Annotated in this window: 18 protein-coding genes; 17 read left to right on the forward strand and 1 reads right to left on the reverse strand. The window is 71.8% G+C overall.

Annotated elements, in window-relative coordinates:
- Positions 1-3: 3 nt before the first annotated feature.
- From IVW53_01425 to IVW53_01490, 14 genes are all read left to right on the forward strand, one after another.
- Entirely contained in the window at positions 4-342 is a 339-nt protein-coding gene (locus tag IVW53_01425) for a hypothetical protein (GenBank protein ID MBF6604231.1), read from the forward strand.
- Positions 343-404: 62 nt separating this feature from the next.
- Complete coding sequence (topA, locus tag IVW53_01430) at positions 405-2,891, forward strand: type I DNA topoisomerase (GenBank protein ID MBF6604232.1); 2,487 nt, start codon at positions 405-407, stop codon at positions 2,889-2,891.
- Complete coding sequence (locus IVW53_01435; protein MBF6604233.1) at positions 2,888-3,904, forward strand: tyrosine-type recombinase/integrase; 1,017 nt, start codon at positions 2,888-2,890, stop codon at positions 3,902-3,904. Before topA ends, IVW53_01435 begins: the two co-directional genes overlap by 4 nt.
- Positions 3,901-5,481 carry a murein biosynthesis integral membrane protein MurJ gene (gene murJ / locus IVW53_01440; GenBank protein MBF6604234.1) on the forward strand — a complete coding sequence of 527 codons (1,581 nt, stop codon included), beginning with the start codon at positions 3,901-3,903 and terminating at the stop codon, positions 5,479-5,481. Before IVW53_01435 ends, murJ begins: the two co-directional genes overlap by 4 nt.
- Positions 5,478-6,524 carry a peptidoglycan bridge formation glycyltransferase FemA/FemB family protein gene (locus tag IVW53_01445; protein ID MBF6604235.1) on the forward strand — a complete coding sequence of 349 codons (1,047 nt, stop codon included), beginning with the start codon at positions 5,478-5,480 and terminating at the stop codon, positions 6,522-6,524. Before murJ ends, IVW53_01445 begins: the two co-directional genes overlap by 4 nt.
- A complete protein-coding gene (locus IVW53_01450; GenBank protein MBF6604236.1) occupies positions 6,521-7,654 on the forward strand; it encodes a peptidoglycan bridge formation glycyltransferase FemA/FemB family protein in 1,134 nt (377 codons plus the stop codon). Before IVW53_01445 ends, IVW53_01450 begins: the two co-directional genes overlap by 4 nt.
- A 12-nt stretch (positions 7,655-7,666) precedes the next feature.
- Entirely contained in the window at positions 7,667-9,331 is a 1,665-nt protein-coding gene (locus tag IVW53_01455; protein MBF6604237.1) for a UDP-N-acetylmuramoyl-L-alanyl-D-glutamate--2,6-diaminopimelate ligase, read from the forward strand.
- 79 nt (positions 9,332-9,410) lie between these two features.
- Positions 9,411-11,714: a bifunctional (p)ppGpp synthetase/guanosine-3',5'-bis(diphosphate) 3'-pyrophosphohydrolase gene (locus tag IVW53_01460; GenBank protein MBF6604238.1), complete on the forward strand. Its 2,304-nt coding sequence runs from the start codon at positions 9,411-9,413 to the stop codon at positions 11,712-11,714.
- A 75-nt stretch (positions 11,715-11,789) separates the two neighbouring features.
- Positions 11,790-12,059, forward strand: a complete 270-nt coding sequence (locus IVW53_01465) for an AbrB/MazE/SpoVT family DNA-binding domain-containing protein (protein ID MBF6604239.1) — start codon at positions 11,790-11,792, stop codon at positions 12,057-12,059.
- 48 nt (positions 12,060-12,107) lie between these two features.
- Positions 12,108-12,350, forward strand: a complete 243-nt coding sequence (locus IVW53_01470) for a hypothetical protein (GenBank protein ID MBF6604240.1) — start codon at positions 12,108-12,110, stop codon at positions 12,348-12,350.
- A 4-nt stretch (positions 12,351-12,354) separates the two neighbouring features.
- Entirely contained in the window at positions 12,355-13,797 is a 1,443-nt protein-coding gene (locus IVW53_01475; GenBank protein ID MBF6604241.1) for an ATP-binding protein, read from the forward strand.
- Positions 13,798-13,933: 136 nt separating this feature from the next.
- The gene (locus tag IVW53_01480) at positions 13,934-15,235 is read left to right on the forward strand and encodes a histidine--tRNA ligase (protein MBF6604242.1); all 1,302 of its coding nucleotides are present in this window, start codon (positions 13,934-13,936) and stop codon (positions 15,233-15,235) included.
- A 61-nt stretch (positions 15,236-15,296) separates the two neighbouring features.
- Positions 15,297-17,189, forward strand: a complete 1,893-nt coding sequence (aspS, locus tag IVW53_01485; GenBank protein ID MBF6604243.1) for an aspartate--tRNA ligase — start codon at positions 15,297-15,299, stop codon at positions 17,187-17,189.
- A gap of 218 nt (positions 17,190-17,407) precedes the next feature.
- Entirely contained in the window at positions 17,408-18,115 is a 708-nt protein-coding gene (locus IVW53_01490; protein MBF6604244.1) for a DMT family transporter, read from the forward strand.
- Positions 18,116-18,171: 56 nt separating this feature from the next.
- Here IVW53_01490 and IVW53_01495 read toward each other — a convergent pair whose 3' ends face one another.
- Positions 18,172-18,855 (reverse strand): NTP transferase domain-containing protein, encoded by a 684-nt coding sequence (locus tag IVW53_01495; GenBank protein MBF6604245.1) that lies wholly within the window; start codon positions 18,853-18,855, stop codon positions 18,172-18,174.
- 53 nt (positions 18,856-18,908) lie between these two features.
- On the opposite strand from IVW53_01495, the gene typA reads away from it, so the two are divergent.
- The 3 genes from typA to mnmA are packed head-to-tail and all read left to right on the forward strand — an operon-like array spanning position 18,909 to position 23,155.
- Positions 18,909-20,852 (forward strand): translational GTPase TypA, encoded by a 1,944-nt coding sequence (gene typA, locus IVW53_01500; protein ID MBF6604246.1) that lies wholly within the window; start codon positions 18,909-18,911, stop codon positions 20,850-20,852.
- Positions 20,853-20,858: 6 nt separating this feature from the next.
- Positions 20,859-22,037: a cysteine desulfurase gene (locus IVW53_01505; protein ID MBF6604247.1), complete on the forward strand. Its 1,179-nt coding sequence runs from the start codon at positions 20,859-20,861 to the stop codon at positions 22,035-22,037.
- A complete protein-coding gene (mnmA, locus tag IVW53_01510) occupies positions 22,034-23,155 on the forward strand; it encodes a tRNA 2-thiouridine(34) synthase MnmA (protein ID MBF6604248.1) in 1,122 nt (373 codons plus the stop codon). The genes IVW53_01505 and mnmA overlap by 4 nt, the downstream gene beginning before the upstream one ends.
- The last annotated feature ends 90 nt before the right edge of the window (positions 23,156-23,245 follow it).

Consider the following 23,245-nt stretch of genomic DNA (forward strand, 5'->3'; position numbering starts at 1 on the left):
CGGATGATCCGCGACGTCGTCCTCCACCTCAACAACGAGCAGCCGATGATCGCGGACTTGTACGAGCTGCCGACCGCGAGCGATGTCTCGATCGTCTGTACGAACCTTCGGACGATGAACGGCAAGCGTCCCGTGTTCGTCGATCATTCGTCGTCGCGCTTCGTTTTCCCGCTGCAGTTCATCCGGTTCGTCGAGATCCCGCTCGAGGCACGGCCGTCGGCCGAGCCGCTCGAACCCAGGCGGGGACTGCCGGCGCCGAGCGACGTCGATCGGGTCGCGCCCGCCGTCGAACCGGAGCTCGAGATCGACGAGGACTTCCTGCAGCGGATCCGCGACGTCTGATCGACGCGGCGCGGACGACCGGTGAGCGGACGTGCAGCGACCCGGTGCTAGACTCCCCGGCGATGCCGCACAACCTCGTGATCGTCGAATCGCCGGCCAAGGCGAAGACCATCGAACGCTATCTCGGGCCGGACTACACCGTCCTCGCCTCGTACGGCCACGTCCGGGACTTGCCCGAGAAGCTCGGTCGGAATGAGCTCGGCGTGGACGTCGACCACGACTTCGCCCCGGTGTACGAGGTCGTCGCGGACCGCCGCCGCCAGGTCGGCGCGATCGAGAAGGCGGCGAAAAAGGCGGACATGGTCTACCTGGCGACGGACCTCGATCGCGAGGGCGAGGCGATCGCCTGGCACGTCGCTGAGGCGGCGGGGCTCGATCCGGCACGGACGCGACGGGTCACCTTCAGCGAGATCACCGAGCCGGCGATCCGCGAGGCGTTCGCCCACCCGCGGCAGATCGACACCCATCTCGTGGACGCCCAGCAGGCGCGTCGCGTCGTGGACCGCCTCGTCGGTTACCGGCTCAGCCCCCTCCTCTGGAAGAAGGTGCGGACCGGACTCTCCGCCGGGCGTGTCCAGTCCGTCGCCGTGCGGATCGTCGTGGATCGCGAGCGCGAGATCCGGGCCTTCGTCGCGCGGGAGTACTGGACACTCGAGGCGACGCTCGCCGCCCCGGACGGCGCCGTGTTCACCGCCGACATCGTCCGGATCGATGGGACGAAGCCCGAGATCGCCGACGAGGCGACGGCAACCGCCCACCGCGAGGCGATCGCGACCACGACGCCCGTCGTGGCGTCGATGGCGGTCAAGGGGTCCACCCGCAGCCCGGCCCCGCCGTTCACGACGTCCACGCTCCAGCAGGAAGCGAGCCGGAAGCTCGGCTTCAGCCCGAAGCGGACGATGTCCGTCGCCCAGCGACTGTACGAAGGGATCGAGACCGCGGAGGGGCAGGTTGGCCTCATCACGTACATGCGGACGGACTCGGTCGCCCTGTCCGGTCAGGCACTCGGGGAGGCCCGCTCGGTCATCGGCGAACGCTTCGGTCCGCGGTACACGATGCCGAAGGGCCGCCAGTACCGCACGAAGTCGCGCGGGGCGCAGGAGGCCCACGAGGCGATCCGACCGACGGCGTTCGGCCGCGATCCGGAGACGCTGGCCCGAACGCTCCCGCGGGACGAAGGACGCCTCTACCGGCTCATCTGGCAGCGAGCCCTCGCGAGCCAGATGGCGGCCAAGGAGCTCGAGACCACGACGGCCGAGCTGATCGGCGGTTCATACACATTGCGCGCCTCCGCGACGCGGACGGTCTTCGACGGCTTCGCCGCGGTCTATACAGAAGGCCAGGACGATGCGGCCGACGAGATCGAGCGGACCCTCCCGGCGCTCCGCGAGGGCGACGTGACGGCCGTGGACGCCGTCGCCGCCACGCAGCATTTCACGGAGCCGCCGCCACGGTACACGGAGGCGACCCTCATCCGGGCACTCGAGGAGCACGGCGTGGGGAGGCCGTCCACGTACGCGGCGACCATCTCCACGATCCTCGATCGCGGCTATGTCCGTGTCCGGGATCGCCGGCTTCACCCCGAGCCCGTCGGCGAGATCGTCACCGACCTCCTCGTCGGTCACTTCGCGGACCTCGTGGATCTCGAGTTCACTGCCCGGATGGAGGCGGATCTCGACGAGGTCGCCAACGGAACGAGGGCGTGGGTCCCGGTCGTGCGGGCCTTCTACGAGCCGTTCGGGGCGCTCGTCGATCGGAAGTCGGCGGAGATCCCGGCCGGCGAATTCCGGACCCTGCCGTCGGACGAGGTCTGCTCGGAGGGCCATCCGATGGTCATCCGGCTCGGCCGGAACGGGGCGTTCCTCGGTTGTTCGCTCTACCCGGAGCACAAGGAGACGCGACCGCTGCCGGGCGATATCGCGGGCGGCACGCCGGAGTCGCCGAGTGGTGACGGCGCGCCGCCTCTGCCGGGTGTCGGTCAGGCGTGTCCGGAATGCGGCGCCGAGCACGGAGGGACGCTCGTCGCGAAGCACGGCCGCTTCGGGGCATTCGTCGGCTGCGACCGCTATCCGGATTGTCGATACATCCACAAGGACGGCCCGCCGCCACCCGCGCCGCTCGGCTTCGAGGTGGTCTGCCCGACCTGCTCGACCGGCCAGCTCGTGACGCGGCGAGCACGGCGGACCGGGACGCTCTTCTGGGGTTGCTCGCGGTATCCCAAGTGCGACTTCACCACGTCGCGGGAGCCGCTCGGCGGGCTCCACGACTCGGACGGCGGGCCGCTCGCCCGCGACGGCGACGACGGGGTCATCTGCCTCGCCTGCGGCGCGCGGGTCGACGCGCCCGCGACGACCATCGTTCCGGGAGCTCGTCTTGCCGGAGGACCGCCCGATCCGGCGGCCCTCGTTCGATCGGCGCGCCGGTCGCGGGGCGCGACGGACGCGCGTGGGACCGGCCGAGGCCGCGGCGGAGCGGGCGCAGCACATGGTCCCGCGCGGCGTCCGGGACGCCGCCCGACCCGCCGGGCCGAGCCGACCGCCGGCGCGTGACGGACGGACCGGACGCCGACGGCGTCCTCGAGCGCTTCCTCCGCTCGCTCGCCGCCCGCGATGCCTCGCCGAACACCGTCCGCGCGTACCGGACGGCCGTCGGGACGTACCTCGCGTGGCTCGACGAGCGCGGACTCGACTGGCGACGCCCCGAGCGCGCGGCCCTCCGCGGGTATCTTTCGATCCTGTCCGACGGTCACGCCCGTTCATCGGTCGCCCAGCGCCTCGCGGCGATCCGCTCCTTCTATCGCTGGTCGACCCGGGCCGGCCTCACGGCTGGCGACCCGTGGGCGGCCCTCCAGACGCCCCGACTGCCGCGCCGCCTGCCGCGCGTCCTCGACATCGCCCAGGTGGAGCGCCTCCTCGACGCGATCGACGAGCCGCAGCGTGACGGAGATCCGGACGCATCCGGCGACCAGGCGACGGACACCCTCGGCACTCCGTCCACGGTTCGCCATGCGCTGGCGCTCCGGGACCGGGCCATCGTGGAGACCGCCTACGCGGCCGGGCTCCGGATCGGCGAGCTCGCGACGGCCCTGGTCGCCGACCTGGACCTGCGGCGAGGCGAGATCCGCATCCTCGGCAAGGGCCGCAAGGAGCGCATCGGCCTGCTCGGCCGTCCGGCCCGGGCTGCCCTCGCGGCGTACCTGACCGCCGCACGACCGCTGCTCGTCGCACGGTCCGGCGCGACGATCGAGCCGACGGAGATCTTCGTCAATCACCTCGGGCGTGCGCTCGGTGTTCGTGGTCTGCGGTATCGGCTGGAACGGCTCAGGGCGCGGGCGGGCCTGCCGATTGGCGTGTCGCCGCACACCCTCCGACACAGCTTCGCCACGCACCTGCTCGACGGCGGGGCGGACCTGCGGATCGTCCAGGAGCTCCTCGGCCACGCGAGTCTCGCGACGACCCAGGTGTACACGCACGTCTCCCCGACGCGACTTCGGACGGCGTACGAGGCCAGCCACCCGCGAGCGAGGATCGGCCGGGGGACGGCCCCCGATCTCGCTCCGTGACCCGCGGATCGGGCCGCACGCTCGCCCGCGCGGGCCTCATCGTCACGGGCGCCTATCTTGCGTCACGCGTGCTCGGCTGGGTCCGCCTCGCCGTCATCGGGACGACGTTCGGGGCTGGGGCGGACCTCGACAGTTTCTTCGCGGCTTTCCGGATCCCGGACCTCATCTTCCAGCTCGTCGCGGCGGGTGCCCTGAGCTCAGCGCTCATCCCGGTCCTTGCGGGGCTGACGGCCACGGACGAGGACGATCGCGCCTGGCGGGTGACCTCGACGGTCACGAATCTCATGATGGGTGCCCTCGCCCTCCTCGCTGCGCTCGTCTGGCTCAGCGCGCCGGTACTCATCCCGGTGATCGCTCCCGGCTTCGACCCCTCGCGTACGGCGAAGACGGTCGAGCTGACCCGGATCATGATCCTGAGCCCGCTCTTCCTCGCCCTCGCGGCGCTCGCCACGAGCGTCCTCAACGCTCGAGGCCGGTTCGCGGCTGCGGCGTTCGCGCCGCTCGCCTACAACGGAGCGATCATCCTCGCGGCCGTCTTCCTCACTCCGACCTTCGGCGTGGCGGCGCTCGCGATCGGGGTCGTGTTCGGGGCGGCCCTGAACTTCGTCGTCCAGATCCCGCAGCTCCGCGCGGTCGGGTTTCGCTATCGGCCGCACGTCGACCTGTCCGACCGGGAGGCGCACCAGACCCTTGTCCTGCTCGCCCCACGGGCGCTCGGACTCGCCGCCGGCCAGCTGACGTTCATCGTCGCGACGACGCTCGCGTCGGGCCTGCCGGTCGGCTCCCTCGCGGCGTTCTCGATCGCGTTCAACGTCTTCCAGATCCCGCTCGGCGTCATCGGTGTCCCGATCGGCATCGTGGCGTTTCCGACGCTCGCCGCGGAGCTCGCCCGGGGCGATGTCGCCCGGTTCGTCCACCTCGTGACCCGGGCATCGCGACTCGTGCTCTTCGTCATGCTCCCCCTTGTCGCTCTCGGGATGGTCCTCCGGCTGCCTGTCCTCCAGCTGCTCTTCGACTACGGCAAGTTCGACGACCAGGCCATCTCGCGAACGGCGGCCTCACTGCTCATCCTCCTCCTCGCGCTCCCGACGGAGTCGCTCATCGGGATCCTCGCCCGGGCGTTCTACGCGATGCGCGACACGCGGACGCCGGTGGTCGCGGCGGTGGTGGCGGTGGTGATCAACACCGTGTTCGCGGTCGCCCTGGTCGGGCCGCTTGGGCTCCAGGGCGTGGCCCTCGGGATCGTCCTCGGGTCCGCCGCCGAGGCGGGCTACCTCGCCGTCGTCCTCGCCGGGCGCGTCCCGGAGTTCCATCTCCGGCCGATCGGCGCGCTCGCCGTGCCGTCGATCATCGGCGCGGTCGGAGCGGGAGTGACGGGCCTCCTCGTGCGGAATGCCCTCGGGACCATCGTGGGCGGGGATTCGACGAAGGCGCTGACGTTCGTCGTCCTCGTCGTCGCGACCGGCGCGGGCGGACTCGTGTACCTCGCGATCGTGCGCCTGTTCCGGTTGCCCGAGCTCAGGTCCGTCGGTGGCCTCGTGATCGCGGCCGTCCGCTCCTCGGACGGTGCGGCATGACCACGCCGGACGGCGGCGACGCGGTGCCGGACGCGAGAGATGCGGCGACCTGGGACGCGTTCGTCGCGCACGCGCCGCTCGCGACCTATCTCCAGGTCTCCGGATGGGCACGGGTCAAGGCGGCGAACGGCTGGCGATCGCGGCTGGTCGTCGCCGCTCGATCGGACGGTTCCGGCTCGATCGGCGCGCAGATCCTCCTCCTCCGTCGGCCGGCTGGCGTCCCGTGGACGTTCGGCTATGCGCCGCGCGGCCCGCTCACGGAGCGATGGGACGCGGAGGCGATCGAGGCATGGTCGTCCGCGCTCCGCGGGGAGCGCTGGGGCGAGCGGGTCAGCCACGTCAGGATCGATCCTGAGGTCGAGGCCGGCGGACCGGCCGATCCCGGCGGGACGCTCGGCGCGGCATTCCGCTCGGCGGGCTGGCGTCCGGCCCCGACGGTCCAGCCACGCATCACCCGGATCGTCGATCTTCGAGCGGACGAGGCGGCCCTGTGGTCCGACCTGCGGACCAAGTGGCGTCAGTATGTCCGGCTCGCCGAACGGGCCGGACTCCGTGTCGTGGACGGCGACGGCTCGCGCCTCGACGAGTTCCACGCCGTCATGCGAGAGACGGCCGCTCGGGCGGGGACGCGGATCCGCGCCAGATCGGCGTACGCAGACGTCTGGGAAGCCTTCTCGCCGTCCGGCGGCGCACGGCTGCTCTTCGCCGATGGAACGGACGGCGCGGCCGAGGCGGTCCTCTTCCTTCTCCGCGTCGGTGACCGCGTCGTCGAGCCATATGGCGGGATGACGGGGCGCGGTGCCCGGGACCGGGCGAACTACCTCCTCAAGTGGGAGGCGATGCGATCGAGCCGTGCGGCCGGCGCGACGTCCTACGACATGTGGGGGCTCGTGCACCCGGGGATCCGACAGTTCAAGGCCGGCTTCGGCGGGCGCGAGGTGGAGCTCATCGGCGCCTTCGACCTGCCGCTCGACCGGTTCGGCTGGGCGGCCTACCGACTCGCCGAGACGATCCGGGATCGGGCACGGAGGCCTCGTCCGTGACGGTCCCGGTCCGGGACGCGACACCGGACGAGCTTCTCGACTGGGACTCCCGGACGGTCGATGTCCCGGGCGGCAACGTCTACCAGTCGCTCGCCTGGGCAAGCCATCGCGAACGTCTCGGCTGGCGGCCGCGGTTCCTCGTGTCGGCGGACGGTTCGCGACTCCTCGCCCTCGTCCGGCCGTGGCGAGGCATCGGCGGCGCGGGCGCGTACATCCCGCGCGGGCCCGTTCTCGGGAGCGGCTCGGTGCAGGCCGCCGGCGAGCGGCTCGTCGCCGCTACGGAGCATCTCGCGGCGAGCGGCGTCGACGTCGTCGCAAGCGATGCGGAGATCGAGGCCGCGACCGGCTACGGTGCCCTCATCGAGGCGAGCGGCTTCCGCCCGATCGAGGAGGTCCAGCCGTCGCGCCATCGGGTCGCCCTCCGCCTCCCGGCCGGCACGACCGAGGGGTCCGCGTTCCGGGCGATGGGCGAATCCGCCCGCCAGAGCGTCCGCTATGCGGAACGGGCCGGTCTGCGCGTGGTCCGGTGGGATATCCGTTCGGGCTATGGCGACGGCGCGACCGTCGGGGACGGATTCGAGGCGCCCGAGGCGCCCCTCGGCACCGCGAGCCGGGACGCGTTCGACCGCCTGTACGACCTCCTCGCCGCGGCGGCCGACCGCCGCCACTTCCGGCTCCTGCCGCGAGCCCCGTTCGTGGACTGGTCCATCGCCGCGCTCCTGGCCGGTCACGTCGTGCTCCTCGAGGTCGTGGATCCCGACGGCGTCCGACTCGGCGGGGCGACGTTCTATCGTCACGGAGGGCGTCTCACCTACTCGCACTCCGGCGATCGGGCGGATCTCCGCCGCGCGCGGCCCGGCGTCCCCCACCTCCTCGTGTGGCGGGCGATCCAGCTCGCCATCCGCGATGGCCTCGGCGAGGTCGACCTCGCCGGCGTCGACGTGCCCGGGCGTCGCCGGCGACCGGTCGAGGGTGAGGAGATGTACGGCCTCTATGCGTTCAAGCGGTCGTTCGGCGCGGAGTGGGTGGAGCTCGCCGGGAACCACGAACGGGTCATCCGACCGGCGCGCTATCTCCTCGGCCGGGTGAGCGGGCGGCTCGCCGCGGCCGGTCGAGCCGGGCGCGGGTAGGATCGAGCCGCGATGACGACAGGACGACCGGCACCGGACGCCTCGACAGAGGAGGGGATCGCGGCCCTCGTCGCTGCCGCCGAGCCGGGGTCCCCTCGCCGTCTCGGGTCGCTCATCGATCGGCTCGCCGATCTCGGGCCCGCCGGCCTGCGCGGGGCCCGGGCGGACGGTCGGGCGATCGGGTCCGCGGCGCTGAGCCATCTCGCCGTCCGCGGCGTCGCCGCCGACTCCCGGCGGGTCCGTCCAGGTTCCCTGTTCGTGGCGATCGCCGGGCTCCACGCGGACGGGCACGACTTCGTCGCGGACGCCGCTCGTGCCGGCGCGGTCGCCGCCGTCGTCGAGCGTCCGGTGCCGGAGGCACCGATCCCGCAGCTCGTGGTCGGGCGACCCTCCCGCGCCCTCGCGGCCGCGGCAGCCTGGTGGTACGGCGACCCGAGCCGGCGGCTCGCGGTCGTGGGGGTCACCGGAACGGACGGCAAGACCACGACGTCCTTCCTCGCCTCCGCGGCCCTCGAGGCGGCCGGCCTGCGGACCGGCCTCGTGGGGACCGTGGATACGTCTATCGGCGGTCGCCGGGAGGCGAACGAGGCGCACATCACGACACCGGAGGCACCCGAGCTGCAGGCGCTTCTTGCGGCGATGGTCATGTCCGGCGACACGGCCGCGGTCCTCGAAACGACCTCGCACGCCCTGGCCCTCGATCGTGTCGCGGAGGTCGCCTACGATGCAGCGATCCTCACGAACCTCAGCCACGAGCACCTCGAGCTCCACGGCTCGTTCGAGGCATATCGCGCGGCGAAGCTGTCGCTCTTCGAACGGCTCGCGGAGCGGACACCCGCGATCCGGCCCCGCGCCGGCATCGTCCATCGCGATGATCCCGCGGCGTCGCTCTTTGAGGCGGTCACTCGGGAGGCTGGGGCGCGCCTCGTCACCTACGGCGCCGATCCGTCCGCCGAGGTCCGCGCGACCCACGTCGCCGAGGACGAGCACGGCCTTCGGTTCGCCGTGGCGACGCCGCGCGGCGAGGCGGAGATCCGACTGCGACTCGGCGGTCGATTCAACGTCCACAACGCGCTCGCCGTCGTCGCCCTCGGCGAGGCCTGGGATCTCGACGCGGCAGCGGTCCGCCGCGGCCTCGAGGGCCTCGCCGGGGTCCCGGGCCGGATGGAGCGGGTGGACGCTGGCCAGCCGTTCGGGGCGATCGTCGACTATGCCCACAGCCCCGCGTCGCTCGCCGCGGTCCTGGACCTGCTCGCCCCGGTCGCGGCGGCGCGGGGCGGGGGACTCATCGCGGTGTTCGGATCGGCCGGCGAGCGGGACGTCGCGAAGCGCCGGATCATGGGCCGGATCGCCGGCGAGCGGTGCCGCATCGTCGTCGTCACGGACGAGGATCCGCGCGGCGAGGACGGCGACGCGATCCTCGACGAGATCGCGCGCGGGGCCGAGGAGGCCGGACGTCATCGCGGTCGCGACCTCCTCCTCATCCGCGATCGCGCGGCGGCCATCGCGGCCGCGGTCGAGCGGGCACGGCCCGGCGACACGGTCCTGTTCGCCGGGAAGGGGCACGAGCGATCGATCATCGGCCCGGACGGCCCGCTGCCCTGGGACGAGCGCGTCGCGGTCCTCGCCGCCCTCGCCGAGGCCGGCTTCACGGCGGGACCGCGCTCAGGGGGCTGAACACCGACCGCGCGGGCCCCGACTCCCCGAGGCTCCAGCCCGGAGGTTCCCGCGCGACCCACTGCTATCCTTGCCAGGCATGGCGATCGAACCGAGCGCGTCCTCGTCGGACGCGGTCCCCCACGCGGCGAAGGACGCACCAGCGGCAACGTTGCCCGCCGGACCGGCACCGCGGCGGCCCGCGAGCGGACGGGCCCGCCGCACGATCGAGCGTCCGTCGTCCTCCGCCCGACCCGGCGCATCGCTCGAGCACCTCCGGGCGGCCCTCCTCGAGTCCGTCCGACGGCACCATCCGGAGGCGGACCTCGCCCTCGTCGAGCGTGCCTGCGACCTCGCGGCCGAGGCACATGCGGACCAGCGCCGCGCGTCCGGCGAGCCGTATGTCACCCATCCGATCGCGGCCGCGCAGATCGTCGCCGACCTCGGCATCGATCCGACGGCGGTCGCCGCGGCGCTCCTCCACGACGTCCCGGAGGACACCGAGTACGGCCTCGTCGACATCGAGGAGCGCTTCGGGCCGGAAGTCGCCCGCCTCGTGGACGGGGTGACCAAGCTCAGCAAGTTCAGCACCCACAGCCACGAGCAGCAGCAGGCCGAGAACATCCGCAAGATGTTCCTCGCGATGGCGGAGGACATCCGGGTCGTCCTCATCAAGCTCGCCGACCGGCTCCACAACATGCGAACCCTCGCCGGACTGCCCGTGGAAAAGCAGCAGCGGATCGCCCGTCAGACGATGGAGATCTACGCCCCGCTCGCCGAGCGGCTCGGGATCTGGCAGGTCAAGTGGGAGCTCGAGGACCTCGCCTTCAAGACGCTCGAGCCGGACGCCTTCCGCGATCTCGCCCGCCTCCTCGACACTCGTCGTCGGAGCCGTGAGACGTACATCGACCGGGCGATCGAGACGCTCCGGCCGGAGCTCGCGCAAGCGGGCATCGAGGCCGAGCTCCAGGGACGTCCCAAGCACCTCTACAGCATCCACAAGAAGATGCTCCGCAAGGGCGCCGAGTTCGGCGAGATCTACGACGTCTACGCGATCCGCCTCCTCGTCTCCGAGCTCAAGGACTGCTACGCCGCGCTCGGCGTCGTGCACTCGCTCTGGCGGCCGATCCCCGGCCAGTTCGACGACTACATCGCGGTCCCCAAGAACAACCTCTACCAGAGCCTCCACACCGCCGTCATCGCCCTGGACGGCAAGCCGCTCGAGATCCAGATCCGGACCCACCAGATGCACCAGGTGGGCGAGGTTGGAATCGCAGCCCACTGGCGCTACAAGGAGGGCAGCCGCTCGGACCGCGAGTACGACGCCAAGCTCGCCTGGCTCCGCCAGCTCATGGACTGGCAGCGCGACGTGTCCGACGCGACGGAGTTCGTCGAGGGCATCAAGCTCGACATCTTCCAGGACCAGGTGTTCGTGTTCACGCCGCGCGGCGACGTCAAGGATCTGCCCGCCGGCGCCACGCCGATTGACTTCGCCTATCGGATCCACACGGACGTCGGACACCGGACGATCGGGGCGAAGGTGAATAACCGGCTCGTGCCGCTCGACTACCGGCTGAAGAACGGCGACATCGTGGAGATCGTCACGACGAAGGCGGAGCACGGTCCGTCGCGTGACTGGCTCACCATCGTCCGGACGACCCATGCCCGGGAGAAGATCCGCTCGTGGTTCAAGCGCCAGGAGCGGGACGACAACATCGTCCACGGGCGCGAATCGCTCGAGCGCGAGCTGCGGCGCCTCGCCCGGACGTCCATCCAGGCGATCGGGGTCGACCGCGTCGCCGAGATGGCCAGGGCGTACAGCCACGAGACGGTCGACGACTTCTACGCCGCGATCGGCTATGGGGCGATCAACGCCCAGCAGGTCGTCACCCGCCTCGGCGTCGTCGACGACGCGGAGCTCCACGTGCCGGCGGTCGCCCCGCTGTCGCTGCCGGTCCGGACGGGTGGCGTCCGCGTCAAGGGCGTGGGCGACCTGCTCGTCCGGTTCGGGAAATGCTGCCACCCGATCCCGGGCGACCCGATCACGGGGTTCATCACCCGTGGCAAAGGGGTGACGGTCCACCTCACGACCTGCTCGACCGTCGTCAATGAGCGCGAGGTGAGCCGCCTCATCGAGGTCGAATGGGAGGCCGCGCCGACCCAGACCTACCCGATCGCGATCCGCGTCGAGGCGTATGACCGGACCGGGCTCCTGTCCGACATCACCCAGGTCGTCGCCGAGAACAAGGTGAACATCCTCGCCGCCTCGGTCAACGTCTCACCGGATCACAGCACGATCGTCACCGCCACCCTCCAGGTCGCGTCCGTCGCCCAGCTCGCCCGGGTCATGAGCCGGATCGAGCAGCTGAAGGACGTCATCTCGGTCCAGCGCGACCTCGGGTAGGGCCAAGCGACCAGTTGACGGGTCGACGGGCCAGTGGGAGACTCCGACTGTCGCACTTTCTGACCGGAGCCAACGATGACACTTACCCGCGTCCGCCCGAAGGGCCAGATCACCATCCCCGAGGAGGTCCGGCGCGCGCTCCGCCTCGAGGAGGGCGACCTCGTGGAGGTGGTGATCGAGGACGGCTCGATCGTCCTCCGCCCGAAGCGGCTGATCGAGGCGTCCCAGGCATGGTTCTGGACCGATGCCTGGCAGGCCGGCGAACGGGAGGCCAGTGCCGACATCGATGCCGGCCGGGTGACGCGCTACGAGTCCGGCGACGAGCTCCTCCGCTCGCTCGAGTGATCCGTGCCGACCTACGAGCGGACCGGGCGGTTCGACCGTGATCTGGCCGTGCTCGATGCCGCGGAAGGCGCACGGTTTCGAGAAGCCGTCCGCAGGCTCGTCCGCAACCTCGCCGATGGGACGTTCCGGCCCGGACTGCGGGTTCGAGGCGTGGAGGGTGCGCCGGGAATCCTCGAGATGACCTGGGCGCCGAACGGTCGGGCGACCTTTCAATACGGACCGAGCCACGGATCGGGGCCACACGTGATCTGGCGGCGTGTCGGCACCCACGACATCTTCGGGAAGCCATGAGCCGGTGACCCACCGTGTCGTCCGGGAGCGGATCGATCCGCGCCTGACCGCGTCGCTCTTCGCCAACTACCGCAACGCCACCGACGCGATCCTCGAGCTCGTCGACAACGCGGTCGACTCGCGTCTCCCTGGTCGACCGCTCCGCGTCGATCTCACGATCCGGCCGGAGTCGATCGCGCTGCTCGCGGTGGGCGGGACCGGCATGAGTCCCTCAGAACTCGAGCGCGACTACCTGCGCTGGGGGGGGTCGCGCAAGCGGGCCGGCGAACGGATCGGCCGCTACGGGCAGGGGGGCAAGGCGGCGATCGGACACCTCGGGAACCGCTTCGCGGTCGTGGCTTCGCCGGGCGGTGACGACCGGGCATACGAGTTCGAGGACGATGCGTACCGCGATCGCAGCCGCCTGCGCACGTACGAGCTGCGCGAGCGGGCGAAGCCGGTCGCGGCCGACCTCGGGTATGTCCGAATCGAGATCGGCGAGGTGGATCGCACTGTCGATCCGCGCCGCCTCCGGGCCAGACTGGCGGAGGTCTACCGCCCTCTCCTCGGGACCGGCGACCTGATCGTCTCGGTCAATCGCGGGCCGGTGACTCCGGCGCCGTGGCCCCTGGAGGAGCGGCGCGACTTCAACGTCAGGGGTGGGGGCCGGATGGTGGCCGGCTGGTACGGGCTGCTTCCAGACCCACCACCTCCGTCGCTCGAACCGGGCATCCGTCTCTACCACCTGGGCCGACTGGTGGGCCCTCCAGACTGGCTCGGCCATCCTGGTCCGGCGCTTCATCCGGGCCTCAACCGGCTCGTCGGCGAGGTGGAGCTGTCGCACGTCCCGGTCACGATGAACAAGACGGACGTGGATCGCGACAGTGCCGAATGGCTCGCCGTGGAAGCCCGCCTCCACCGGCTGGTCGCCCCTCTCGTGCGGCGCCTGGCCCGGGAGGGTGCGACCGCCGTGAACCCGAGTGCCCTGCGCACCGCTGACCAGGTCCGCGGGATCCTCGCCCGGGCCCTGCGGCTGCTCGAGTCGGGGAGGCTGTTCGAGAGCGACGCCGGGTCGGCCGGGACCGGAGGCGGACGAGCCGCGCCGGCCACGCCCGCCGCGAGCCTCGGGAACGGGAGCCGGTCGCGGCATCGCCGAGATCGTCGTCCGGGCGCTCGATCCGCGCCTCCGGAGCGCCATGGTCATCGAGGACGGCGTGCGGCGGGTGATCATCAACGCCCGCTATCCCCTCTACGAGGTGCGCTAGGGCGACCTGTGGTACCAGCTCGAGACGGCACTCCGCGAGGTGTGCGTGACGATCCCCGAGGCGACCGTCCCGGAGTTCGAGCGCAAGGTGAACGAGCTGATGGTCGTGTCCCTGGCCCTCACCGAACGGCGGCGGCGATCGAGTCGAGGGTCACGGCCTCGGCAGCCGCGGGGGGCCTGGGCGAAGTAGCCTTCCGGGCCTGACGGGCGACTCGGCGCGGAGTCACGTACGACAGCGACTCGATCAACCCGCTGTGGAGCTGGGCGCGCGCCGCAGAGCCGGACGAAGCACTCAGGGATTCGCTGCGGCTCCTTACCCGCGCCCGGTAGACTCACGGGCGTGCCATCCTTCCGCGCTCCCCGGGGCACCCGAGATCTCCTGGCCGCGGAGCGATCGGCGTTCGCACGTCTCGAGGCGATCGCCCGCGATCTGGCAGGGCGATACGGCTATCGCGAGATCGAGACGCCGCTCTTCGAGCAGGGCGCGGTGTTCGAGCGCGGCATCGGCGAGGTCACCGACGTCGTCGAGAAAGAACTGTTCCGGATCGCGCCTCGGACCGAGGAAGGGGAGAGCTGGGCGCTCCGGCCGGAGGCGACCGCGGGGATGGTCCGAGCGTACCTCCAGCACGGGATGCACGTCCTTCCGCCCCCGGTGAAGCTCGCGTTGAGCGGTCCGATGTTCCGCTACGACCGGCCCCAGGCGGGCCGCTACCGCCAGTTCTGGCAATGGGACGTCGAGGCGATCGGGGACGGCGGCCCGGCGATCGATGCCGAGATCGTCGAGCTCGGCGCTCGCTTCTACCGCGAGGCCGGCCTGCCCGACGTCGAGATCCTCCTCAACTCGATCGGCGACCCCGTCTGCCGGCCGGCGTACATCGACGTGCTTCGCGCGCATTTCCAGAAGGAGGAGGCCGCGCTCCCGCCGACCGAACGGCGGCGGCTCGAGACGAACCCGCTGCGACTCCTCGACTCCAAGGACCCCGCGATGGCCGATCTCATCGCGACCGCGCCTCGGCTCGTGGACCACCTGTGCGACCCGTGCGACGAGCACTTCGCGTCCGTCCGGCGCCACCTCGACGGCCTCGGCGTCGGATATCGGGTCGAGCCGGCCCTCGTCCGCGGCCTCGACTACTACACGCGGACCGCCTTCGAGTTCTACCGCCGGGGCGCGGAAGGCCAGCAGCAGGCGCTCGGCGGGGGTGGCCGCTACGACGGCCTCATCGAGCTCCTCGGCGGGCGCCCGACGCCGGGGATCGGGTTCGCGCTCGGCCTCGACCGGGTCGTCCTCGCGCTCGAGGCCCTCGGCGGTCCGCCGGCCACCACCCCGGCGTCGCTCGTCGTCGTCGTGGGGGCTGATCCGGCCGCGACGCTCGAGCGGCTCCGTATCGCCACCCTCCTCCGGGCGGATGGCATCCACGCCCGGGCGGACCTCGCCGTCCGCAAGCTCGGCCGGCAGCTCGAGGGCGCGTCGCGCGACGGCGCGCATTTTGCGGTCATCGTCGGCGACGAGCTCGCGGCCGGTGACGTCCAGCTGCGAGACCTTGAAGCGGGGACGCAACGCCCGATCGCCCTCGACGACCTCGCCCGCGAGCTGAAGCGGGCCACCGCGAGCCACCACCACGGGGTCGGCGGCCGGGGCTGACCAGAATCGAGGCCGTCCGGCACGGCAGTCGGTGCCCGCGGCCGGCTACGATAAGCCGGCCATGACCCACCCGAACGACGCGTCGACCACGCCGGCCAGCCTTGCCACCCCGTACCGGACCCATACCTGTGGCGAGCTCAGGACGGCCGATTCCGGGACGACGGTCCGCCTGTCCGGTTGGGTCCATCGTCGCCGCGACCACGGCCACCTCGTGTTCCTCGACCTGCGGGACCGTCACGGGATCACCCAGGTCGTGATCGATGCGGAGGAGGCGCCGCTCGCCCACGAGACGGCGACCCGCGTGCGGAACGAATTCGTCGTCACCGTGGATGGGGCCGTCGCGCCGCGGCTGGCCGGCACCGAGAACGTGCGCCTCGCGACCGGCGCGGTGGAGGTCCAAGCGACAGGTCTCGAGATCCTCTCCGAGGCGAAGACGCCGCCGTTCTACATCAACGATCCGGACGCCCCGATCGATGAGAGCCTCCGCCTCCGCTACCGCTATCTCGACCTCCGCCGCGAACCGATGCAGCAGCGCCTCATCCTCCGCAGCCAGCTCGTCCAGGCGATCCGCGACGTCCACCATGCGAACGGCTTTGTCGAGGTGGAGACGCCGGATCTCATCAAGAGCACGCCGGAGGGTGCCCGCGACTTCATCGTCCCGTCGCGGCTCCAGCCGGGCACGGTCTACGCCCTGCCGCAGAGCCCCCAGCAGCTCAAGCAGCTCCTCATGGTCGCCGGGATGGACCGCTACTTCCAGATCGCGCGGTGCTTTCGCGACGAGGACCTGCGTGGCGATCGCCAGCCCGAGTTCACCCAGCTCGACCTCGAGATGAGCTTCGTGACGGAGGAGACGGTGATGGCCTTTGTCGAGGCGATGATCCTCGAGGTCACGCGAAGGACGGTCCCCGACCGCCCGATCCGGCAGGTCCCGTTCCCGCGGTTCACCTGCGCGGAGGTCATCGAGCGATTCGGCTCGGACAAGCCCGACCTTCGATTCGGCATGGAACTCATCGACCTCGCGCCGGCACTCGTCGACGCGAGCGGCACTCCAGCCTCGGGCTTCCGCGTCTTCGACGAGGCGATCGCCTCGGGTGGCCGGGTGAAGGCGATCGTCGCTCCCGGGATGGCCGGCCTGACGCGCCGGGAGATCGACGAGCTGACCGAGACGGCGAAGCGCTTCGGCGCGAAGGGGCTCGTCCATCTTGCGGTGGAGGCCGCGGGCGAGCTCCACGGACCGGTCGCGAAGTTCCTGTCGCCGGAGACGCAGGCGGCCGTCCTCTCGACCGCCGGGGCGGGGGAGGGCGACCTCATCCTCGTCGTCGCCGACGATGCCGCGGTGACCGCGGATGTCCTCGGTCGTCTCCGGGTCGAGCTCGGGGCGCGGCTGGGCCTCGGCGATCCGGACGAGCTCGCCTACTGCTGGGTCGACGAGTTCCCGATGTACCAGTGGGACGCGGAACACGTGCGCTGGGACGCGACCCACAATCCGTTCAGCGGCGTCATGCCGGACGACCTGCCGCTCCTCGCGACGCGGTCCGGCGATCTCGCGCGTCCGTCGCCGGATGATCCGGCGGGCCGCGCCCGGGCCCAGCAGTACGACATCGCCCTCAATGGCTGGGAGCTCGGCGGCGGATCGATCCGAATCCATCGGCGGGAGCTCCTCGAGCGGAGCTTCGCCCTCCAGGGCCAATCCGTCGAGGGCATGCAGGCGAAGTTCGGGGCGCTGCTCGACGCCTTCGAATACGGGGCCCCGCCGCACGGTGGGATCGCCCTCGGCATCGACCGCTGGGCGATGATCCTCACCCGGCAGGCGAACATCCGCGAGGTCATGGCGTTCCCGAAGACGCAGTCAGGCTCGGACCTCATGCTCGACGCTCCGTCCGCCCCGGATCCCGGCCAGTACGCCGAGCTCGGGCTCCGCCTGGTGGGCGCCTCGGAGCGTCCGAAGCCCTGATCGGCCGGTCGCCACTCGACGCGCTCCGCGAGCGCCCGCGCCAGGCGGCCCTGCTCGGGGCGCTGTGCATCGCGTTCAGCGGCATCTTCTTCCGCTTCTCCGGGGTCTCGCCGTCCACCGTCACGGTCTTCCGCTGCCTGTACGCGCTGCCGTTCCTCTGGCTCCTCGCCCACCGTGAGGGTCGGCGGCTCGGACCGCGCACGCGTCGCTCGCGGCTGGTGGCAGGCGTCGCCGGAGCGTTCTTTGCCGCGGACCTCCTTCTCTACCATCACGGTGTCGAGGAGGTGGGGGCGGGGCTGGGCACGGTGATCCCGAATCTTCAGGTGGTCCTCGTGGCGATCGCCGCGTGGCTCTTCCTCGGGGAGCGACCGGATCGACGGACCTGGCTCGCCCTGCCGGTGGTGGCCTTCGGGGCGTTCCTCGTCGCCGGCCTCCTCGAGCGCGGTGCGTACGGGGCGGATCCACCGCTCGGTGTCCTGTACGGGCTCGGGGCAGGAGCGAGCTACGCGGGCTATCTGCTCGTCATCCGGCAGGGCGATCGCGAGGGACGGCGACCGTTCGGGACGCTGCTCGACGCCTCGGCCGTCACGGTCGTCATCGCCGCGGTGGCAGGCGCGATCGTGGGCGACCTGAACCTCGTGCCGTCATGGCCCGCCCACGGCTGGCTCCTTGCGCTCGCCCTCGTTTCCCAGGTCGCCGGCTACGGCCTCATCAACGTGGCGCTGCCTCGGCTGCCCGCGGTGGTCACCTCCGTCCTCCTCCTCGCCCAGCCGGTCGCGACCCTCGTGCTCGGCTTCATCCTGCTCGGCGAGGTGCCGTCGATCCTCCAAGGGGGCGGCGTGCTGCTCATCCTCGCCGGCGTGGTCATCGCCGCCGGTCGGCGGAGCGCGCCGGCCCTGGCGAGCGGGGTCGTCGAACCGGCCTGAGGGGTCAAGTGTCGATAGCCGGGCCGCGCGTCGCGCCCGCCGAACCCGGCGGAGACTCAGGACGCTCGGTGCGGTTCCCGCAGCGGCGCGTCGTCGTCGCGGTCGGCGACCGCCGCGCCCCATTCGTGGGTGTGCCCGGCCGCGGGCTCCGGCGGGCCGACGTACGCCGGCAACGAGGAGCGCGGCGTGCGCACGTCGTGGGTGGAGCCCGGATCGCCGAGACCGAGCTCCCGTACGTCGCCGGGCCCGAACGCCCCAGCGATGAGGTCGTCCGGGTTCCCCTGTCCGGGGCGGGCGCGGATCGCGTCGAGCGACGCGGCCGGCACGAGGATCGGCCAACCGGCGACGCCGTCGAACGTGGGCCGCAGGACCGAATCAGGGAACGTACCGTGCGCCTCGATGAGCGAGGTGACGGTCTCCGGGCCGACCCAGACCATCGCGACCGGCCAGATGAGCCAGGCATCCGTCTCGCTGACCATCCCGGCCGCGATCTCGGCGCCGCGAACGATCGACGCGCTCAGGTCCGGGCTCTCCGCGACGGCGGCTCCCACGAGGGTGACCGGGCTGCCCGCGAGTGTCCGGGCGACCGTGTCGTCGCCCGCGGCAGAACCGACGACGACGATCGGCATCGCGCCACCGGACCAGGCGACGTCCGCGAGGCGTCGGACGGCGGCGACGCCCTCCGTGTCCGCAAGGGCGGCCTCGGCGGACGGGGCGACGATGATGGCGGCGACGGTCACGGACGCCATGCTACGCGACACCTGACGAGGGACGTGCGACAATCCGGCGGCCCATGGACCCGACTCCGCAGGCCATCGCGCCTCACGTCGCCACCCGTTCCGCCGCCGCCGCGACCCGCCGCAACCTTCGCAACGTCGCCATCGTCGCCCACGTCGATCACGGTAAGACGACCCTCGTGGACGCAATGCTCCGCCAGACGGGAGCCTTCCGGGCGAACCAGGCGCTCGTCGACCGGGTCATGGATTCGATGGACCTCGAGCGCGAGAAGGGCATCACGATCCTCGCCAAGCAGACGACGATCGATGTCGGGGAGATGCGGCTCAACATCGTCGACACGCCGGGTCACGCGGACTTCGGCGGCGAGGTGGAGCGAAGCCTCCTCATGGTGGACTCCGTGCTCCTTCTCGTCGATGCCGCGGAAGGCCCGCTGCCCCAGACCCGCTACGTCCTCCAGAAGGCGATGGCCCGCCGCCTGCCGGTCATCGTCGCCATCAACAAGATCGACCGCTCGGACGCGCGGCCGGCGGAGGTCCTCGACGCGGTCTACGAGTTGTTCATGGACCTCGGCGCGGACGAGCACCAGATCGAGTTCCCGGTCGCCTACACGAACGCCCGCGCCGGCACCGCCACGCTCGCGCTCGCCGAGCCCGGCACGGATCTGCGACCGCTCTTCGACCTCCTCGTCCGCGTCACGCCAGCACCGACGTACATCCCCGACCACCCGCTGCAGCTCCTCGTGACGAACCTCAGCGCGAACGACTACGTCGGCCGGATGGCCGTGGGTCGGATCTGGAACGGGCGGATCCGGACGGGACAGCGGATCGTCGTCGTGCGCGAGGAGCCGGACGACACGGCGGGCGCCGTCGAGCCCGGGCGGACGGTCACCCTGAGCGGAACGGTCACGAGTCTCCAGACCGCGCACGGGATCGAGCGGATCGACATCGAGGAGGCGGGTCCCGGTGACATCGTCTCCGTGGCCGGCCTGCCGGACGTGACGATCGGCGACACGCTCACCGATCCGGCCGACCCGCGACCGCTGCCCCGGCTCGACGTGGACGCCCCGACTCTGCGCATGACGTTCAGCGTCAACACTTCGCCGCTCTCGGGACGCGAGGGTCGTTACGTCACGTCCCGCCAGATCCGGGCGCGCCTGGACCGCGAGCTGCTCGGCAACGTGAGCATCGATGTCCGGGCGACGGAGTCGGGCGACACCTTCGAGGTCCGCGGACGCGGTGAGCTGCAGCTCGCCGTGCTCATCGAACAGATGCGCCGCGAGTCATTCGAGCTCCAGGTGAGCCGTCCGGAGGTGCTGCTCCGCGAGGAGAACGGCGCGACGCTCGAACCGTACGAGCGGATCACGATCGACATTCCGCCGGACTACATCGGCGAGATCCAGCACGCGCTCGCCGGGCGCAAGGCGCAGCTCGAGCAGATGACGACGGACACGGACGGCCGGGTCCGGATGGAGTTCGTCCTTCCGGTCCGCGGCCTCATCGGCTATCGCGGCCAGCTCCTCACGGACACGCGGGGGACGGCGCTCATGCACCAGATCGGCGAGGGTTACGGCCCGTGGGCCGGGGAGGTGACGCATCGGACCAGCGGGGTCCTCGTCGCCGACCGGGCGGGAACCTCGAACGCGTACGGCCTCTTCAATCTCCAGGAGCGCGCCGAGCTCTTCATCGGCTCCGGCGTCGAGGTGTACGAGGGGATGATCGTCGGCGAGAACACCCGCCCCGGCGACATGGACGTCAACGCGACGAAGGAGAAGAAGCTCACGAACATCCGGACGCACGCGCACGACGAGTCGCTCCGCCTCACGCCGCCCCGCCCGCTGACGCTCGAATCCGCGCTCGAGTTCATCGCCGACGATGAGCTCGTGGAGGTGACTCCGGCCTCGATCCGGCTCCGCAAGCGGCGTCTCTCGGGGCACGATCGGCGGCGCGAGCGCGGCCGGGAGGCGGACCTCCGACGGGAGCCGATGCCCGCCGTACCATAGGCCGCGATGACGATCTACCTCGACCATGCCGCCACGGCCCCACTCCGGCGCGAGGTCCTCGAGGCGATGCTCCCAGTGCTGGAGGACGGCTGGGGCAATCCCGGCAGTGCCCACGCCGCCGGTCGGACGGCCCGGGCGTACCTCGACGATGCACGGTCGAGGCTGGCGACCCGCCTCGGAGCCGACCCGCGGGAGATCGTCTTCACTTCCGGCGGCACGGAGGCGGACAACCTCGCGATCAAGGGCGCGGCCTGGGCCGCCAAGGCCCGGGGCCACCGGATCGTCACCACCTCCGTCGAGCATCACGCCGTCGGCCACACCGTCCGCTATCTCGAGAAGTTCGGCTTTGAGACCGTCGAGCTCCCGGTGGACCGCTATGGACGGATCGACCCGGACGAGCTCGACGCGGCGATCACGGAGCGGACGACGGTCGTCTCCGTCATGTATGCGAACAACGAGGTCGGCACGATCGAGCCGATCGCCGAGGTGGTCGAGCGGGTCCACCGCCACCGGGGCGTCCTCCTCCACGTGGACGCCGTCCAGGCCGCGCCGTACATCCCGCTCGATCTGGAGGCCCTCGGGGCGGACCTCGTGAGCGTCGCCGCCCACAAATTCGAGGGCCCGAAGGGGATCGGCGCCCTCTACGTCCGCCACGGGACGCACCTCCTCGCCCAGCAGCACGGGGGGAGCCAGGAACGCCATCGTCGGGCCGGGACGGAAGATGTCGCCGCCGCGGTCGGGATGGCGCGGGCCTACGAGCTTACCCGCGACGAGCTCGCGACGACCGCACCCCGGCTGCGGCGCCTCCGCGAGCGACTCCAGAAGGCCGTCCTGGCCGTGCCCGGGACCGAGCTCACCGGACATCCGAAGGATCGACTGCCGGGTCTGCTCTCGATCGTCGTCCGGGACGCCGACGGCAACGATGTCGTCCTCGGCCTCGACCTCGAGGGCGTCGCGGCGGCGATCGGCTCCGCCTGCACGAGCGGTTCGGCCGAGCCGAGCCACGTACTGCGGGCAATGGGCTATCCCGACGAGGAGGCCCGCGGCACGCTCCGCCTCTCGCTCGGCCGGGCGACGACGGACGAGGAGATCGCCGCCGCGGTGGAGATCGTGCCGCGCGTCCTCGCCCGTCATCGGGCCGGTCCGGCGTCCGTCGCCGAGCGTTCGGAGGTTCTCGCCCGGTGAGTCGGGTCCTCGTCGCGATGTCGGGCGGGGTGGACAGTTCCGTCGCCGCGGCCCTGCTCCACGAGCAGGGACACGAGGTCGTCGGGGTCTGGATGCGCCTCCACGACGGCGCCGACTCCTCCTCGGAATCGAGCCGCAGCTGCTGCACCCTCGACGCGGCCGACGATGCCCGCCGCGTCGCGGCCACGCTCGGCATCCCGTTCGCCATCATGAATCTCGAGCGCGAGTTCGAGGCCGGCGTCCTGCGGCCGTTCCTCGCCGCGTACCTCGGTGGCGAGACGCCGAGCCCCTGCGTCGACTGCAACACGCTGGTGAAGTTCGGGGCACTCCTCGGGCGCGCCCGGCGGCTGTACGAGTGCGAGGCCGTTGCGACCGGGCACTACGCCCGCCGCGATGACGGCGGCCCGGGCGGCGCCGCCCGGTTGCTCGTCGCGGCCGACGCGGACAAGGACCAGACGTACTTCCTCTATGGCCTCCGCCAGGACCAGCTCGCCCACGCCCGGTTCCCGCTCGGCGACCTGACGAAGCCGGAGGTCCGCTCCATCGCCCGCTCGCTCGGGCTCGTCACCGCGGACAAGCCGGAGAGCCAGGAGATCTGCTTCGTGCCCGGGGGTGACTACCGGACCGCGCTCCGCGATCGGGCTGGCTGGGTCCCCGAGCCGGGACCGGTTCTCGATGGCGAGGGAGCGCCCGTCGGCCGGCACCGGGGCGCGGCGGGGTACACGATCGGCCAGCGACAGGGCCTCGGCGTCGCCCTCGGCGAGCCGCGCTACGTGAGCCGCATCGATCCCCTGACGAACACGATCACGATCGGCCGCCGAGCCGACCTCGAGACGACGACGGTCGCCCTCGACGAGGTCTCCTTCATCGGCGGTGAGGCGCCCGGAACCGACGAGACGGGCTTCCGGGCGAGCGTCCGGATCCGCCACCGGGCGACGCCCGTGCCGGCCCTCGTCCGGCCGGTGCCGGAGTCCGAGCCCGCGAACGGAACGGCGCGTCCGCAGAGGCGCTGGACCGTCGAGACGGATACGCCGGTGTGGGCGGTCGCTCCCGGCCAGGCGGCCGTCCTCTATGACGGGCCGGTCGTCCTGGGCGGGGGACGGATCGCGCAGCGGTGACGTTTCGACGCGTCCCGGCGCGCGAGACGATCCGAACCTTGCGCCCACGACGGCGGGATGCTATATGAGTCGGTATCCAGCCCATCCAGC

This window comes from Chloroflexota bacterium (assembly GCA_015478725.1).
Lineage (GTDB): Bacteria > Chloroflexota > Limnocylindria > Limnocylindrales > CSP1-4 > C-114.